Origin of the sequence: Caballeronia zhejiangensis, assembly GCF_022879815.1 — a bacterium.
Taxonomy (GTDB): Bacteria; Pseudomonadota; Gammaproteobacteria; order Burkholderiales; family Burkholderiaceae; genus Caballeronia; species Caballeronia zhejiangensis.
This window is the reverse complement of record NZ_CP084286.1, coordinates 587,947-604,740: the sequence shown is the minus strand read 5'-3', so window position 1 is coordinate 604,740 and position 16,794 is coordinate 587,947. Positions and strand designations below refer to the sequence as shown.

General features: G+C 57.8%; 12 protein-coding genes. 3 read left to right on the top strand and 9 right to left on the bottom strand.

Translation table 11 applies throughout. From position 1 onward, the window contains the following. Both LDZ23_RS28895 and LDZ23_RS28890 read right to left on the bottom strand, forming a co-directional pair. The gene (locus tag LDZ23_RS28895; RefSeq protein WP_144403637.1) at positions 1 to 1,503 is read right to left on the bottom strand and encodes a mannose-1-phosphate guanylyltransferase/mannose-6-phosphate isomerase; all 1,503 of its coding nucleotides are present in this window, start codon (positions 1,501 to 1,503) and stop codon (positions 1 to 3) included. A gap of 105 nt (positions 1,504 to 1,608) precedes the next feature. Then, on the bottom strand, positions 1,609 to 2,727 hold the full coding sequence (locus tag LDZ23_RS28890; protein WP_008346305.1) for a DegT/DnrJ/EryC1/StrS family aminotransferase: 1,119 nt from the start codon (positions 2,725 to 2,727) through the stop codon (positions 1,609 to 1,611). Between the two features lie 362 nt (positions 2,728 to 3,089). Here LDZ23_RS28890 and LDZ23_RS28885 point away from each other — a divergent pair, with 362 nt between their 5' ends. Next, positions 3,090 to 4,040, top strand: a complete 951-nt coding sequence (locus LDZ23_RS28885; protein ID WP_033536020.1) for a GDP-L-fucose synthase family protein — start codon at positions 3,090 to 3,092, stop codon at positions 4,038 to 4,040. Between the two features lie 39 nt (positions 4,041 to 4,079). Beyond that, positions 4,080 to 5,045, top strand: coding sequence for an O-fucosyltransferase family protein (locus LDZ23_RS28880; RefSeq protein ID WP_008346301.1), 966 nt, complete (start codon positions 4,080 to 4,082; stop codon positions 5,043 to 5,045). Between the two features lie 31 nt (positions 5,046 to 5,076). Here the strand turns inward: LDZ23_RS28880 and LDZ23_RS28875 are convergent, their stop codons facing one another. The 4 genes from LDZ23_RS28875 to LDZ23_RS28860 form a co-directional block, all read right to left on the bottom strand. Then, the gene (locus LDZ23_RS28875) at positions 5,077 to 6,489 is read right to left on the bottom strand and encodes a hypothetical protein (protein ID WP_008346299.1); all 1,413 of its coding nucleotides are present in this window, start codon (positions 6,487 to 6,489) and stop codon (positions 5,077 to 5,079) included. 28 nt (positions 6,490 to 6,517) lie between these two features. Continuing rightward, positions 6,518 to 8,107, bottom strand: a complete 1,590-nt coding sequence (locus tag LDZ23_RS28870) for an endo-1,3-alpha-glucanase family glycosylhydrolase (RefSeq protein ID WP_051996383.1) — start codon at positions 8,105 to 8,107, stop codon at positions 6,518 to 6,520. Continuing rightward, a complete protein-coding gene (locus LDZ23_RS28865; protein WP_008346296.1) occupies positions 8,104 to 10,410 on the bottom strand; it encodes a GNVR domain-containing protein in 2,307 nt (768 codons plus the stop codon). The genes LDZ23_RS28870 and LDZ23_RS28865 overlap by 4 nt, the downstream gene beginning before the upstream one ends. A 187-nt stretch (positions 10,411 to 10,597) precedes the next feature. Beyond that, a complete protein-coding gene (locus LDZ23_RS28860) occupies positions 10,598 to 12,037 on the bottom strand; it encodes a lipopolysaccharide biosynthesis protein (RefSeq protein ID WP_235366189.1) in 1,440 nt (479 codons plus the stop codon). 379 nt (positions 12,038 to 12,416) lie between these two features. Between LDZ23_RS28860 and LDZ23_RS28855 the strand changes: the two genes are divergently transcribed. Beyond that, positions 12,417 to 13,436 carry a phytanoyl-CoA dioxygenase family protein gene (locus tag LDZ23_RS28855; protein ID WP_008346293.1) on the top strand — a complete coding sequence of 340 codons (1,020 nt, stop codon included), beginning with the start codon at positions 12,417 to 12,419 and terminating at the stop codon, positions 13,434 to 13,436. Between the two features lie 70 nt (positions 13,437 to 13,506). Here LDZ23_RS28855 and gmd read toward each other — a convergent pair whose 3' ends face one another. The 3 genes from gmd to LDZ23_RS28840 form a co-directional block, all read right to left on the bottom strand. Continuing rightward, positions 13,507 to 14,625, bottom strand: a complete 1,119-nt coding sequence (gene gmd / locus LDZ23_RS28850; RefSeq protein ID WP_008346291.1) for a GDP-mannose 4,6-dehydratase — start codon at positions 14,623 to 14,625, stop codon at positions 13,507 to 13,509. A 79-nt stretch (positions 14,626 to 14,704) separates the two neighbouring features. Beyond that, on the bottom strand, positions 14,705 to 15,184 hold the full coding sequence (locus tag LDZ23_RS28845) for a cupin domain-containing protein (protein WP_008346288.1): 480 nt from the start codon (positions 15,182 to 15,184) through the stop codon (positions 14,705 to 14,707). A gap of 203 nt (positions 15,185 to 15,387) precedes the next feature. Next, entirely contained in the window at positions 15,388 to 16,545 is a 1,158-nt protein-coding gene (locus tag LDZ23_RS28840; protein ID WP_244808282.1) for a glycosyltransferase, read from the bottom strand. Positions 16,546 to 16,794: the final 249 nt, after the last annotated feature.

Below are 16,794 nucleotides of genomic sequence, written 5' to 3'. Positions count from 1 at the left end.
TCAGATACGGCCATAGCAGTCATCCAGCCGCACGATATCGTCTTCGCCGAGATACGAACCCGATTGAACTTCGATGATCTCGAGTTGCACCTTGCCCGGATTTTCCAGCCTATGCCGGACGCCGAGCGGAATGTAGGTCGATTCATTTTCCGACAACAGAAACTGATCGTCCCCGCGCGTGACGAGCGCGGTGCCGCGCACGACGACCCAATGCTCCGCACGATGATGGTGCATTTGGAGCGAAAGTCGTGCGCCAGGCGCCACGACGATGCGCTTGACCTGGAAACGCTCGCCATGTTCGATCGAATCGTAAAAGCCCCATGGACGACGAACCTTGCGATGCGTTTCGGCCTCGGGCGCATGCTGTTCGCGGATGCGCGCGACAAGGCGCTTGATGTCCTGCGCGTGCGAGCGATCGGCGACCAGCACGGCATCGTCGGTATCGACGACAACGACGTTCGACGTGCCGACGCACGCGACGAGCCGTCCGCCATCGGAGCGCGCGTAGCTCGACCTCGCGCCTTCGAAGACCACGCGGCCGCTTCCGACATTGCCCAAGCCGTCCTTTTCCATGGCCTCCCATACTGCGTCCCACGATCCCAGGTCTGACCATCCCGCCGACAGCGGCACGACTACGCCGTTGCAAGGCGAGCCAGCGTCGCCGATATGCTCCATCACCGCGTAATCGATCGAATCGGAAGGCACACGGCCGAACTGATTCGGACACGGACGAAAGAAATGGCCATCGGCTTTGCCGTCTTTCAGTGCCGCCGTGCATGTCGCATGCATATCGGCATTGAGACGCGCCAGGGCATCGAGCCACACGCTCGCGCGAACGACGAAGATGCCGCTGTTCCACCAGTATGTTTGTGCAGCGAGGTATTGCGCGGCGAGTTCGGCGGCAGGCTTTTCTACGAAGCGGTCGATAAGATGAGCACCCTTCTCCAGCGCTTCGCCGAGACGAATATAGCCGAAGCCGGTATCGGGACGCGTCGGCGGAACCCCTAACGTCACGATCATTCCGCTATCGGCGTAGTCCGCGGCGATCGATATCGCTTCATGCAGCGCGCAAAGATCGGCGATCGAATGATCGGAAGGCATCGCGACGAGAATCGCGTCTTCGTTGCCTTCGACGGCCGCAAGCGCCGCGAGCGTCAGCGCGGGCGCAGTATCACGACGCGCGGGCTCGAGAATGATCCGCGCATCGACGCCGCATAACCGCACTTGTTCCTCGGTCGTGAAACGATGCTCTTCGCCACACACGATGATCGGATGCATATCGACGTCGAAGTCGCCGGAGAATCCGTCCATTCGTAACACGGTAGCCTGAAGCAGCGAGTCACGTCCGACCACGCCAATCAGTTGCTTCGGAAACTGCTCGCGCGACATCGGCCAGAGGCGCGTGCCCGATCCTCCCGCGAGTATGACCGGCACAATGCGACGGCAAGACTGCATATGCGGCGCTAGCGCGTTGGCCATCGATATCGAGTCGGTCGAACGCATTGCATTCTCCATGGCTGCACTCCGTGGTGTTACGACCCATCATCGATGTGACTGATGACGGTCATATGAAGCAGGCAATGTCCGCGAGCATGGCTTGCGGAGCTTCTAGACATACTCGGCCATCATGTTCCGGACCGCGGCCACCGCTTGATCCTGCTGCGCTTCGGTTAGTGCAAGTCCGCTCGGCAAATAGAAACCGCGCCGGCTCATGCGCTCGGCGACCGGATAACTTTCGCCCTCGAATAACCCTTGCTTGCGAAATACAGGCTGCTCGTGCATGGGCCAGAAGAATGGCCGCGCGCTAACGCCCGCATCGGCGAGTATTGCGCGTGCTTCGTCCGCGCCGATGGGCAGGCGATCATCCAGCACCACGCCGAACACCCAATAGATGTTCTCGGCATAGGAACACGCAACAGGAGCAAGTTCCAGGCCCCTTACATCATGCAAAAGCGCTTCGTAACGCCGCCCCAGTGTGCGCTTTCTCGCTATGCGTTCATCGAGCTTCTCGAACTGCGCAAGCCCGACCGCAGCCTGAAGACTGCTCATACGATAATTCCAGCCTAGCTCCTCATGCACGAACCGCCTCTCGGGCTTGAAGCAAAGATTTCGCAAACTCCTCGCGCGCGCCGCCAGTGCATCGTCGTCGCAGAGAATCATGCCGCCTTCGCCCGTCGTGATGTGCTTGTTCGCGTAGAAGCTGAAGCAGGAGATATCGCCGAAGCTGCCGCATTGCTTTCCTTCATAGGTGAGCCCGATAGCCTGCGCCGCGTCTTCGATCACAGCCAGGCCGTACTTCTTCGCGAGGTCCAGCACCGGCTTCATGTCGACCGGCAAGCCGAAGGTATGTACGGCCATGATCGCGCGCGTGCGGCTCGTGATGGCCGCTTCGATTTTCGCTACGTCCATGTTCCATGTATCCGCATTCGAATCGACGAGCCGCAGTCGCGCGCCGGTTCGAACGATCGCCGATGCACAGGAGATGATCGTGTGCGTCGGGATGATGACTTCATCGTCCGGCTCGAAACTCAGTGCAGCGGCGGCGACGTCGAGCGCCGCGCTTCCGTTTGCGACGGCGATCGCATGCTTGCGGCCTACATATGCAGCCATTGCGCGTTCGAAGCGCTCGACGAATACGCCGTCCGACGAGATCCAGCCGCTTTCGATGCATTCGTTCAGGTATGTCCTCTCGTTTCCCTCGAGCAGGGGTTCGTTTACTGGAATCATCAGGTCCCTCTCCTGGTGTCAAGATCGATGCTCGATGGCTCGTCTGAGCCGGTCCGTTCAAGGACGAATCGATCCCGTAACGGCCTGCATGCGTTCACGCAGCATAGGATTGGGGAAAGCCGCGCCAGGCGGGGTGGCCGAATCTGCCATGACGTTGGCTGAGGCGGGTCTCGCGGGTAATGAGCCGTCCGTGGCGCATAGATGGCGGCCGCGTCATCGATGACGAGAAAGCCCGGTCGCGACAATACCTTGCCAACGTCCGCCACAAGCTGATGATTGACCGAATGCCTCGCTAATCTGGCAATCGCACATCGGGCCTCACGTTCCGATCAACGCACATCAATGGACGATTGAGCACCAACATGAATAAAGGCTCTCGGATATTTATTGCCGGGCATAAGGGCATGGTCGGCTCGGCCCTTCTCCGGCATCTCGCCAGTCGCGGCGATCACCATTTGGTTACCCGTTCCAGACAGGAACTCGACTTGCTCGATCAGCGCGCTGTGGCCGATTTCTTTGCGCACGAGCGCATCGATGTCGTGCTGCTCGCCGCTGCGAAGGTCGGCGGCATACACGCCAACTCCACTCAACCGGCCTCGTTTCTCTATGAGAATCTCGTCATCGAAACGAATGTGATCCACGCGGCCTTCAAGAAGCGCACGCCCGAGCTGGTCTTCTTCGGTTCGTCGTGCATCTACCCGAAGTATTGCCCTCAACCCATCAAGGAAGAATATCTGCTGACGAGCGCCTTCGAGCAGACCAACGAGGCATATGCAATCGCCAAGATTGCGGGGCTCAAGCTGTGTGAGGCATATAACCGCCAGCATGGGATGCGGTATATCTCGGTGATGCCTACGAACTTGTACGGTCCGAACGATAACTATGATCTGCAGAACGGGCACGTTCTGGCCGCGCTGATCCGAAAGGCACACGAAGCGAAGCTGAACGGACTCCAATCGATCTCGGTCTGGGGATCGGGCTCGCCGAAACGGGAATTCCTGCACGTCGACGATCTGGCGTCGGCGGTATTCGCGTTGCTCGACAGCCATAACGCCGAGGGCATGTTCAATATCGGATGTGGACGCGACATAGCAATCGCGGACCTCGCCCGCCTCGTCTGCGACGTCGTAGGCTTTCAGGGCTCACTGGAATTCGATAGCTCGAAACCGGATGGCACGCCGAGGAAATTGCTGGATGTATCCAGGCTATCCGCTTTGGGCTGGACGCCCACGATCTCGCTCAGAGAAGGCATCGCGGCCACTTATGCCGACTTCACGAAGAACGCACAGCGCACCGGGTACGTCGACGCGTGACGCTGGTATTCACGCGAACATAATCAACAGGAATCGAACATGTTTCGCATGGTGGTGGATCAATTGAGGAAACTCCGTCGTAGTGAAACATTCAAGTACTCGCTTGCCGCGCCCAGCCGCGCGATGTTGTTTGCACGGCAGCGGCAGAATCACGGTGTGTTTTCGATCGAGATCAGGGAAAACTGCGGCTTCTTCGCGATCATGCAAATGGTTCTCTTCATCCTTATGCACTGTGAAGAGAACCGCCTGACTCCGCGAATTTCGGCGCGAGGCGGCCTGTACGGCGATGTGAAAGGAACGATCGACTGGTTTTCGGCGCTCTTCGAAAGCGTCCGGCCGGAGAACGGGCACGCCACGTCGCATAACGTTCGGACATCCACCGTGCGCGATCCGGTTCAACTGGGTTTCCGGCAACGGTATGACGCAGCGCTTCGTCTGCGAAGCGCGAGCGATCTGTTCCGCTCGTATTACCGGCCCGCGGCGCACATCCGCGAAGAAGTCGAATCGACCTGCGCAAGACTCGGGATCAGCGCCTCCACGTTGGGCGTGCACTTCAGAGGCACTGACAAGAAATTTGAAGCGGTGACGCTTCCGTGGGTCGATTTCTGCCGGCTTGTCGATAAGACGCTCATGCTCAACCCGCAATTGACCAACATATTTGTTTCCAGCGACGAGCCGGCTTTCATCGAATTCTTCAGTGCGTGGCCGTTCGAGCGTCCGATCAATGTCGCGCCCGCGAAACTGTTATCCAACGGCGATAAGCCAGTGCACTTCAGCGGTCATCCCGGGCTGGAGATCGGACGAGAAGCGCTGGTATCGAGTCTGCTGCTTTCGAACTGCGGCCATCTTGTGAAGATGCCGTCCTATCTGTCGGCCTGGTCAAAAATATTCAATCCTGACTTGCCAGTGACATTGGCTGCGCCGCCAAAATCCAGAGAGTTCTGGTTTCCCGACAGTCAGATCTGGATTGGGCAAGAGCAGAACATGAGCGGCGTCCCCGCCTGAAGCACTCACCGTTCTCTAAACCGGCGAGAGGTTACTTTCGACGTGCCATACCGCTATAGAGCGGCCTCGCCGTGCGCGGCTCGGCGCGTCTGTTCTCTCGCGATGTGAGGAGCACGGACACGAGTTGAAACGTGACGAGAACGGGCACCACGTAAGCGACCGCGACCATCAATGACCCGCGCAGTACGAACACAACGTAGAACGACAGATAGCATCCCAGCGCTCGCCGAAGCGGTATCGGCGATTCGACCAACGCGTCGGCGCGGCGCGAGAAATGACCCAGCAAGAAACCATAAGCTACGACGCCCGCCCACGAAAAATCGAAATAGCCTTCGGCAGGCAACGGCGCGGAAAGGTTTAGAAACCACATGCTGTAATTTCGCTGCAGATATTCGCCCACCAGAATCGCGGTCGCCAGAGGCTTGTCGGGCCAGACAGTGTGTGGAACGAAAAACAACAGCGAGCCCGCGAGCTGCCTGCCCGCATTGATTCCTTCCCGACTCACCATTTCCACAATGGCTTCCGTATTGGCCCACGCGTCATAGGTCGTGGATGCGAAGTGCTCCTCGAAGAAGCTCTCTATCGTGGCCCAAGAAAGCGGCCACTTATCGATTCTGCTGTTCGTGAACAGCTCGGAAAAGGGAAAGAACAGTCCGCTCAAAACAAAGATTGCCCAGAACACTCGGGATGGACTCTTGAGGTGGCGCTGAAACGCCAATGCGAGCAGCGTCAGATAGATGGGACCGAGTGCGTTTCGCTTTTCCGTCAGCGGATTCTGGCAAATGAGTAGCAAGACGAACGCGAAAAGCGCGAGCGCAATCCACACCAGTCCGATTCGACGAGGACGATGCAACACGATAAGAATGAACACGGGCACGATTAGAAAGAAAAGCACCTTCGCGCGAATCATGTCCAAAGGGGTGACGTCGATTCCATCCAGATCGCCGGCCTGCAGTTGGCTGGCAAAATTGAATGCGCTCATCGCAGCCACGACGCAGATCGCCAGGGCCGGAATAAGCGCCGCATAACGGATCGTCAATGGTTCCGAAGCGCGGGCCGTCGACGCTTGAATCGTGCGCGGAAGAAGATGTCGCGCGCCAAGGTAAGTGACAATGAAAACGATAAATATGAGATTCGCATGCAGCGCCGAAGTGTCGTCGAAGGGCATCGTATTCACGAGCACTTGCGCGTCATGCGCCAACTGAAGAGCCGGTGCGAGTATCAGGAAAGTTATCTCGAACACCACGACAGATGCGTCCGCAAACGACGGCTTGCTGTCGAACAAGTGCATGCCGAGGTGAAAGAGGACCACGCCAAGCAAGAGAACGTGAGACACGAGCATCAGCGGGCTATGCCCGGGACTCATCCCCAGGGTATAGAACTCGGCCGCGAACAAGAAGATACCCAATGCAAGATATGAAACCACGTTCGCCGGGCTTTTCATGTGGCCGCCATGTCGTTTGTTGAGTGCGCTACTGGCTGCATACCAGACTTACGGGCGAGCGCGCCGATCCTCCGCCGATGTATAACGGGTCCTGCGCCGCGCCTACCGACACGATCGATGTGGTCGACGTTACCTGTGCGACTGTGGCTCCATTGCGGATAATGGCGAAGCTCGGTACGCCGGAGACCGCCGGAACACGGAATACGTTCAAGCCCGCCACGCCATTCGACGTGTGGTCCGTTCCGCCGGAGGTTATCCGCAAGACAGCGGGCGCGGTCAGGAAGGCGACCATTTCGATGTCGTTGACGACTGAGCCCACGCCTTCTTCGACCATCGCGGTCTCCGGCGTCGAAGACCGGCCCGGCGTAAAGATCTGCCTGCGATGAAAGTAGAGAATGCTATCCCGAACGATCGGCGGCGGATTTCCGGTCTTGGCCCATTCGATGTAGTAAGCCGCGAGATCATAGAAGGCATACTGCGTACCGACAGAGGGCGAGACGTGAGTCGATTCCGAGTAGTCGTTCCAGGTGACGAGCTGCACGTAGGCTGGATCTCGCGACGTCACCTGAGACCACTGCGCCCGAAAGAGTGCGGAATTCTGCGCTTCCCAGAACACCGAGTCTTTTGGCCGTGAATCCTGAGGCGCGACGGGCGTCATGATATCTGCACCGAACGATTCGAGATTTGTAAGCGCCTGATCTTCCCAACCGCCTTTATCGGTCGATTCCGGCACCGTTCGAACGCCCCAGAACGAAAAGGAATTCGTGATTGTGCGAAAGTCGGCGGATTTGGCGGGATCGAGGAGAATGGGAATCAACGTGACGTTCACGCCTGCAGCCGCAGCTCCGCGAATCACATCCGACCAGAAATTCTGGCTGACGTTCTCCGCGTAGAACGGCGCAATTGCAAGGCTTCCGTCGGCCATTCGATACGCGTTCTTCTGTCCTGCAATGACACGTATGGCCGCGACCATATCCGACACACTGACACCATCGAGCGCCGCCATATCCGGTTCGGCCAGAATCTTGAAGTCGGGCGCGACATGCTGTGCAACGGAATAGACCCGCATCACGTCGTCCCATAGCGAGCCGCTGTTGATTTGCAGAAGGTCTACGCCGAAGCCGTCTATGTCAATCTTCCTCGCGCGCAGTATCTCCACGGCCAGGGCGCGCTGCTTATAGACGTTAGTGGTGTAACGGGCCAAAGGTAAGGGCCGGTCGCGCAGATAGCCGCCAACGCTCGCGTATTTGCTTCCTTCACCGGAGCGATTCAGATACTCCGTGCAATAGTAATCGGAACGTGCCGGAAGGTTATCGATAGAGAGAGGAAATGGAGTGAAGTAATGAGCAAATACAATAGGTCGACGCCCGGTTCCTATGAGCGCAGTGCTTATCGTGAAAGGCAATGCCGATGCCGGTGATTCCGTATCGACGATCGACTGTGCGTTTTTCTGCAAGGCGGTCCATTGGGCGCTGGTAAGATCGGCGGCGCGCGTCGAAGTCGACGCCACGGAGACCACCGAGGCCAGCGCAAAGACCGCTACAGCGCGACGGGATCCGTCATGACACCCGCGGGCTGCGGCGGCCCGGCCGACGCTACACATTTGCAGATCGTTCATGTCTCGTGAAGTCCCGATGGACGAGGCGCGATGCCGTCGCGAATCGCGTCGCGTTGCGTGGTCAGTGAAGCGCCGCCGAAGGCGCTCGGCGAAGCGCGCGAGTTGCCGGCCGTCGAAGACGACTCGGCGCCGACGACGGGGGCGGCTGTCAGCGCGTTATGTTTTCTGCGGCCCAAGGTATTAAGCACGGCCCCGGTTACCCGAACGCCGATCGATTCGAACGCGTCGACGCAAGCTGTCAGATCGGCGATTCTCGATAAATTCGCTCGCGCGACAATGAACACACAACCCGCCTGCCGCGCCATGACGAGCGTCTCGGCCGCGCTGAGCACCGGCGCAGCGTCAAGGATGACGAACTGGTAACGCTCGCCAACCGACGTCAGCGATTTTCGTAGTGTATCCCTCGAAAGGCTGGAAGGTACTCCGTCCGTTCGCACTCCGCTCGGCAATAAGTCGAAGTCACCTGCGGAGCCGATTCGAACGACCTCGTCGAACTTGCTGCGTCCGGAGATAACATCCGATAGCCCGGGCGCAGATCCGGCGTTTCGCCTCTTGGATAAGCGTCCCGCGCGCGCGTCGGCATCGATCAAGAGCACGCGCGCGCCGCTCTGAGCAAGTTGAGCCGCGACTTGCTCCGCTACGAATGATGTTCCCGTCCACGCATTGACCCCGCTAAAAACCGCAATGCGAGAACCGGACTCGAGCATCTTATGCTCGAAGATGGCAGAAAATCGACGCAGGCTCTCGATCGACGGCGCTCTGGATGTGGTACTCGCGCCTGCGCGAGCAACGTCGATGCCTTGGCGATACGATGCGGCCCCTGCTATGTTTCCGAACGCGCCACTCACAAACACAGGCAAACCCGTGCGCCGCTCGATATCATCGGGACCGTCGATTTTGCCCGACCATGCTTTTCTCGCGAGCGCGAGCAGAATTCCCAGAAAAGCGCCGCCAACAATTCCGAGCACAACAATGAGCAATCGCCGTGGCTTTATCGGATCTTCAGGAAGCGTGGCGTCGTCGATCAGTCGTACTTCATTCACCCGGCCGGCCTTGATGAAGCGTAACTGCTGCATGTTCGCCAGCAAGCCTGCGTAGAGTTGATTGTTGACGCTGATATCGCGTGAAAGCCGAAGCGCCTGTTGCTCGAGTTCCGGCAACATTCGCGCTTCGGCTTCCAGCTGCGTGGCACGCGCGCTCAGTGTAGTGATTTGCCGATCTACCGCAAGCACCGTGCTGTCGTCTTTCGTGAACCTTCGCAGAAGTTCCTGCCGTTGCACTTGGAGATCCGTCATCTTGGCCTGCACGTCGGCCAGCTGTCTGATGACGACGTTCGCTTGCTCGCTAAGATTGACTGAGCCCGTCTCGTTCTTGAACCGGCTGAACCGGTCCTCCGATTTCTCTATCTGACCCTTCAGTATCGGCAGTTCCGTGCTCAACGCCTCCATCGATTTCTGTGCGTCGGCGCTTCTTCTCGCCTCTTCACTCGCGACATAGGTCGTGCCGATTGCATGAAGTATGTTTCGAATGAAAACCGGATCGGTGCCTTCCAGGGATGCGCTGACGATATTCGATTCTTTCCCTCGCTCCGTGACGCTCAGTCTTTCCTGAAGCTTTTCGACCACTGCCGATCGCGATAGCCGCCGAAGATCGAAAACCTGACCGGCACCTCCAGGAAGCGCATCGATCTTCAACGCGATCGCGCCGCGCTTCGTCTCGAAGTTTTCCAATGTCGATACGTTGCCCTTAAAAGTCTCCCCGTCGGGGGTTAAAAGACGATAGTGTCCGTTGCCTTCCGACACTACTTCCAGTGCCTTCTTGCGCAGGCTTTCGGGCACTTCTGCAATCGAAGCCGAACCCGGTTGAACGCCGCCTACCTCGGCCTCGCCGGTGATTCTGCGCCACGCCGCGCCTAACTTCGACTGCGCGCGAGTCCAGATATCGCGACGCGGAGTGAGCGAGATGTCCAAATGCATCGGTGCGATAGCTGATTCCAGCACACTGCGCGACGTGATCTTCTGGACTTCGGCTGCAGCGCGAGGCTTCACCGCGAACAGTGACGACACATCTTCGAGCGAGCTTCTGCCCGACGATTCGGGAGGCTCCTGAACCTGCAGCAATATGCTTGTTTGATAGATCGGCGTTGCGAGGATCGCGTACTCGCACGCGACGCTGCCAACGATTACGGTCGTCCCGACGATAACCTTATAGTTGCGCTTCAGAAACCGTATATACGATTCCGTGACCGTTTCCGCGCTATCGCCACGTGGCAAGGCAACGTCGTCTGCGAAGTCCTTAGTCATCTGTAGCGCTCCGGCAATCGTCAGAAAAGAATGCTCGTATAGCCGATCCAATACTCCACCCGCTCCGACAGCCTTGAATGTAGCCAGCCCGCCGCTGCGCCGGCTTGCTTGACCGAATGTGGCAAGACATTGGCGCGAACGGCATCGTGGTTGAAGACGTTACTGCGCTTTCCTGCCGGTCGTTCGCTTATGCGGAAGTCGCACCTTTGTCGTCGAACACGCTCAGATGCGCGAATATGCGCTTTCTGAACAGGAACAGGTACACGCAGTAGTCAGACACCAGGCTTGCGATCACCGTCGACCACACCACCCAGGCGACTTCATGGAATGTGGACACGAGCCAGAATTTGAGCGACAAGGCGAGCGCACAACTCACACACACCGCGACCAGTTGTGATTTCAGCTCGCCGACGCCGTTTAGAAAGATGCCGAAAGCATTGCCGAACGCATCGACTACCGACATGACCGCAACCGCGCAGAGCAGCGCGACGGGAATACTAAGGTGGTTGCCGACCCACTTGCTCAGAAGCCACGAGGAGGCGGCGAATATCGATCCGCTGGTCACGATGGCGATCGCACCGGTGCCGAGCATCGACAGCTTTAACGTCATCGACAGGAAATTCGTGTCGCCCCTCGCCTTCGCATCGGCATAGAGGCCCCACAGCGGCACCGTCAGCATCGAGATCCCGACAGTAAGGAACTGGAACAGACGCTGTGCGACGGCGAGCTTCGCGACTTCCGTCACGCCCAATAACTTTGCGACGATGAGCGCGTCGAAGCCGCTTGCGCACATGACGCCGACCTGCAGTCCGAAAAACAACGATCCCATGCTGAGGATCTTCTTCGAATCAGTCCACATCGTCGAGTGCGCCCCACCCGAAATCAAGCCGAGCAATCCTTGTCGATTCAATCGCACAACGAGACACGACGACATGCAGATCTGAATGCCATAGGTGACGAACAAGAGCCACGGAATTGATGCTTGACGCAGACAACACCAATACAAGAGCGGCAGCGATATCAGATAACCGATCGAGCTGACGATATGCTGTTCCCAGCCTCTTTGAAGGCCATGACATACACGCTTCACTCCACCGAGAGGAATGTTCAGGCAGGTTAGAACGAGAAAGAGCGTCGCAGCCACCAGCGTTTCATCAGCGGCGTCAGCGCTATGGCCGAAGACGAGGCGCAAGTCGAATATGTGGAGCGCAGCGTACAAACAGATTCCGCAAATCGCGCCGACAGTGCCGAGCAGCCATACCCCATGTGTGATCAGCTCACGAATGCGCCGAGCATCTTCATTCGCTCGCGCCCCTGCAACGAGATTGAGAAGCGCATTGCCTATGCCGAAGTCGAGCATGGCGAGCGTTGCGGCGAGACTCGAGAACGTCATCCATACGCCGAAACGTTGTTGGCCCAGATACGGCAGCGTCCACGAGACGGATGCAATCAGGACAATGAACGCCAGGCCGGAACTGCAGACGTTGCACGCGATCGTAAGCGCAGCTCGCCGATACCGATCCCTGTCGCGTCCTTCCGATCTGCCGACGCCGAATGGCAACATTTCGAACAGACGCGAGGACATCGCGAAGAGGGCACGGCGCGAGGCGGCCAAAGGTGGTGGCATCGCTCAGGCTCTGTCGAGCATCGCAAGCACGCATTCGATCTTCGTCACGTCCATGCCTCTCCCCGGTGGTTTCACGCCCGACGCGATCCTGCGGAAATTGGCTGCTCGCGGCACATGTCGACCCGTGAACCACCTTCGCACGTGCACGAAGCATAGGAGCGCACGTCTGGCCGATGACGGAGTTGACGGAATATGCCATGAGGTTGGCCGAATCGGGTCGATGTGTCGGGAGAGCGCTCACACCTCGCCCTGTCTCGGCCAATTCCTTGCCGACATCCGCCTTGCATCGGTCAATGAGCTGTGCGCGACTAGTATGGCCTGTTGACGATCCACCGCGTGCCGTGTCGGCTTGACACGCGACTTACGACCGGAGAATCAAATGGCAAGCTTGCCTTTCGACGCCGCAGAACCAGGTCTCAATGAAGAGGCGATCGAGCACTCGTCGCCTGACATTTCCGTTCGAGCTGGCTTATCGTGGAGCCAGACGGAGAAGGCGCTCTTCACTCGCGAATTCCTTTCTGTCAATCCCGAACAGGTAGTCGCAGAGCTGAATCAAAAAGGATACTTTGCGTTTCCTTCCGCCCTTGCACCAGCGGCCATCGAACGCATAGAACAGGATTCGACTGCAACGAAGCTGGGCCTGAACGTCAACAAGGTCGCCGGTGTATTCTGGGAGAAGCAATACTATCTGACGAACCTGCTCGCCGTGTCGAAGACCTTCTACGACTTCGCGACCTCATCATTTGTTTTCAGGGTCTGCGAAGGATATCTGGGCGACAAGTTCAGACTCAAGGCGCTGAGATACTACGAAACGTACGGCGGGCACCACATGCAGTGGCATACCGACAACAAGACCGACAAAGCCTTCGCTCATATTCCCGGAATCATCTTTATCTTCTATGTCTCCGATGTCGACGACGGCGAGTTCCAGTACATCGAGGGCTCGCATCTCTGGTCCGGAGAAAAGGCGTATAGCGACTACACGGATGAGTTCATCGCTGATAACCTCGCGTCGGACGTCAAGAGCTTCAAGATGCCGCGCGGATCGCTCGTCATTTACAACACCTACGGCATTCATCGAGCGAGACCCGTAACCGACAGGAACTTCGTCAGGAAAAGCGTGTTCTTCCAGGTTGACAGTGAAATACAGAAGTCCGAGCCCATCATCGTGAACACGGAATTTATTTCGGAAGTCAACGAACGAACGTCGATGTTCCTCGGATTCGGACAGCCCTCGGAGTATGACGTCTTTCCAAAGACCTCGATGAACACAGCGCCGCTCAATCGAACGATGATGTCCGTGCTGGGCGAATATCTTTTCTTCCGCTTGACACGCGCCGGATTCGCGAAGCTGCCTCGGGGTCTGCAACCGCTGATCTGCAGGTTAGCCGGAAAATGAACCGACTCTGCGATCAAAGGTCCGCTGGCTGCGAAGCCAGCGGGCCCGGTCGACACTCGCACGTGCGCGCTTATTCGTGATGTTCCAGCGCACGGTATCCGGCTAGGGTGATCAGAGCATCGCGCTTCGCTATCTGATAATCGGACTGCACCATTTCCTTGACGAGCGCTGGAAAAGTCACCGTTGGCGCCCAACCGAGTTTCGCGTGAGCATTCGACGGATCGCCCAGCAGGGTCTCTACTTCCGTCGGCCTGAAGTAGCGAGGATCGACACGCACAATCACGGTCCCTGGCGCGACACGGCATTCCTTGCTGGTGATCCGCTCCACGATCGCGACCTCGTCGACACCGCTGCCCTCGAAGCGCAGAACGATACCGAGCTCCGCGGCAGCAAGTTGCACGAATTCCCTCACACTGTATTGCACGCCGGACGCGATCACGAAGTCCTCCGGCTCGGGCTGTTGCAGCATGAGCCACTGCATCTGAACATAATCGCGTGCGTGTCCCCAGTCGCGCATTGCGCCCAGATTGCCGAGATACAGGCAGTCCTGCGATCCGATTGCGATGCGAGCAATCGCGCGCGTGATCTTACGCGTGACGAACGTCTCTCCACGAACCGGCGATTCGTGGTTGAACAGAATGCCGTTGCACGCATAGATGCCATAAGCCTCGCGATAGTTCACCGTGATCCAGTACGCGTACAGCTTCGCAACGGCATACGGGCTTCGCGGATAAAAAGGCGTGGTTTCCCGCTGGGGTATTTCCCGGACCAGCCCATATAACTCGGATGTCGATGCCTGATAAAAGCGAGCGCGTTTCTCGAGACCCAATATGCGCATCGCTTCCAGTATTCGCAGAGCGCCCAGACCGTCCGCGTTGGCCGTGTATTCGGGTTCCTCGAACGAGACCGCTACGTGACTTTGCGCGGCGAGATTGTAGATCTCGTCCGGTTGAACGCGCTGGATGATACGCAGGATGCTCGAAGAATCGGTGAGATCGCCGTGATGCAAATGAAACCTTCGCTGCGCTACGTGATCATCTTCGTAAAGATGGTCGATACGGTCGGTGTTGAAGAGCGATGAACGGCGTTTGACGCCATGCACCTCATATCCTTTATCGAGCAGGAATTGAGCGAGATAGGAACCATCCTGACCGGTTATTCCGGTAACAAGCGCGACCTTATTCGGCATCGTTTCTTCTCCTCTTATGCCAAGTCACATGCGAACAACAATCTCAGGGTCTTGATGCCGCTTTCTTCAACGCCGTAACTCACGACCGCGGTTCGAATCGAACCTTGTCGTGATCGCCCATGTAAGGCCCTTGTTTCACCTCGATGAAGGCCGCGTCCTCGAGCATTTCGAAGCCGTGACCGCCCGCGGACAGCAATATGACGTCTCCGGGCCCAAGTGTCCGGCTCGTCACATAGTGCAGGTTCGCACCATAAAGATCGACGCGAACGCGTCCTCTTTTGATCAGCAGAACTTCTTGCGTCAGCTTTACTTCACGCGCCATGATGTTATGCACATGCGCGCATATCTTCGTTCCGGCGGCATGCTCCATATGCGCGAGTTGCTGCGAGTATTCGCGCGGCGTGAAAAAATTCACGCCTTCTCTCGAGAAGGAAGCACGGATGATAAGAGCAAGTGTGACGCCGTCGTGAGCGATGATATCGACGCTTTCTTCAAGCCCAATGTCCTGCTCGGCCGAAAATACCCTCATGATGTGTCCCGACTGGAGAATGTCCGACATGGACGCGCTTTGAAACGCGTAGCAGAGGCCAGAACGCGCATCGTCCGTAACTGAAGCTTAGCGCCCCTTGTGATTCGTCTCTCGTCAAGTGACGGAATCTGGCAAGGTGTTGACCGATTCGCGTCGCGGCTCCACCCTTTCTCGTCATATAAGTAGCGCATGCGAAGGTCGCGCGCACGAACGCACGTATCTTGCCTCGATCATTAGGCGCGGCCGTCACTCATCAGCGAAATATATTTCCTGGCCGCGCGAGATACATGAAAGCGGTCGTCGAAGCACTGCCTCGCAGCTGATCTCATCGCATCCTTTTCATGCTCCGGCAAGCTCGTCCATTGCATGAGCAACCGAGTGATGCCGGGCAGCGTATCCACATCGACGAGGCCCGCTCGGTCCGCCACGACTTCCTGCCAGATTCCGACCTTGTCGGTCAGTAGCACCGGCACGCCGCATGCGAGCGCCTCGGCCACCACGACGCCGAAGTTCTCCTGATGCGAAGGTAAGACCATGACGTCCGCCGCCCGCAACAAGGACCACTTGTCCGCGCCCGTCACCATATCGATCCAGGTGATTTTCCTGGCAAGCCCGAGTTGCTCGGCTTCACGACGCAGCTTCGCCGCGACGCCGTTGTTGTCAGGCCCCGCAATAACTAGTTGATAGTCGTTCGCGGCGTCTCGCAGATCATGAAAGGCGCGAATCAACAGGTCGCAGCCTTTCTTTTCATGGAGCCGCCCTAGAAACAACATCAACTTCTTGTCATTCGAATGCCCCGACGCGCGCCACTTTATAACCTCTGCCTTTTCGATCAAAGGTGGCGGCACGGTGCCGATCGTCATGGTGTTTTCCTTGGCGCGATATAGCGGGAATGCTTTGCGCGCCAGGGTTCGCTCGCTATCCGTAGTGAAAAGAACGCCTTTCGCGTTGCTCAGGACGTGTCGTTTAACGAATAACCAATAGACAAGCTTCTTCGCGAACTTCAGTGGATGGCCTATGTTGAACCATGGATCCAGCATTCCGTGCGGCATGACGAAGTATGGAATCTTCCGCGGACGCAGCGAAAACACGGCCGCCGCGCTATGAAACTGCCAAATGCCATCCACGACAATCGCATCGTATTGCCTGCCATGCTCGATCAGCCAGCGAACGAGGCGGAAGTTGAACGAGTATTTCCCTGCATGGTGTCCAAGGCGGACCACTCGATCGAACACAGCGTCATCTGACGTGTCGGCATGGGCCGAAGGATCGAGACAGACGATATCGACCGTGTGTCCAAACAGCCGCAGTTCTGCAGCGAGCTTCTTGATTGCCTCCGCCGGACCGCCACTCCTTGCCTCGATAGACGGAATGATGTGGAGCGTTTTCAAAGACGTTCTCCAGTGAGCCAAGACGCATGCGGGAGCGGCAATGTTCGTCGACACCTTTCGACAGCCTCGTGCAACGCCCCGGAAAGGCATCGTAGCGCCGCGGATGCCCGGCAAGGTCCATTGGCGGAAATCATCAAGCTTTTGGCCGGGCATCCGCGTGCTGAGTCCGCGGCGATGGCGGGCGCGGTCTCACTCATCGGTCAGCCAACGTCTTGCCGTCATCCGTCATAACGGGTCGCGCGGATATAC

What these genes read in the sequence shown, in the direction of transcription:
- LDZ23_RS28890 (WP_008346305.1), bottom strand. Translation starts at nt 2,727, where the DNA reads ATGATTCCAGTAAACGAACCCCTGCTCGAGGGAAACGAGAGGACATAC.
- LDZ23_RS28885 (WP_033536020.1), top strand. Translation starts at nt 3,090, where the DNA reads ATGAATAAAGGCTCTCGGATATTTATTGCCGGGCATAAGGGCATGGTC.
- LDZ23_RS28895 (WP_144403637.1), bottom strand. Translation starts at nt 1,503, where the DNA reads ATGCGTTCGACCGACTCGATATCGATGGCCAACGCGCTAGCGCCGCAT.
- LDZ23_RS28860 (WP_235366189.1), bottom strand. Translation starts at nt 12,037, where the DNA reads ATGCCACCACCTTTGGCCGCCTCGCGCCGTGCCCTCTTCGCGATGTCC.
- LDZ23_RS28855 (WP_008346293.1), top strand. Translation starts at nt 12,417, where the DNA reads ATGGCAAGCTTGCCTTTCGACGCCGCAGAACCAGGTCTCAATGAAGAG.
- LDZ23_RS28880 (WP_008346301.1), top strand. Translation starts at nt 4,080, where the DNA reads ATGTTTCGCATGGTGGTGGATCAATTGAGGAAACTCCGTCGTAGTGAA.
- LDZ23_RS28875 (WP_008346299.1), bottom strand. Translation starts at nt 6,489, where the DNA reads ATGAAAAGCCCGGCGAACGTGGTTTCATATCTTGCATTGGGTATCTTC.
- LDZ23_RS28845 (WP_008346288.1), bottom strand. Translation starts at nt 15,184, where the DNA reads ATGTCGGACATTCTCCAGTCGGGACACATCATGAGGGTATTTTCGGCC.
- LDZ23_RS28870 (WP_051996383.1), bottom strand. Translation starts at nt 8,107, where the DNA reads ATGAACGATCTGCAAATGTGTAGCGTCGGCCGGGCCGCCGCAGCCCGC.
- LDZ23_RS28865 (WP_008346296.1), bottom strand. Translation starts at nt 10,410, where the DNA reads ATGACTAAGGACTTCGCAGACGACGTTGCCTTGCCACGTGGCGATAGC.
- gmd (WP_008346291.1), bottom strand. Translation starts at nt 14,625, where the DNA reads ATGCCGAATAAGGTCGCGCTTGTTACCGGAATAACCGGTCAGGATGGT.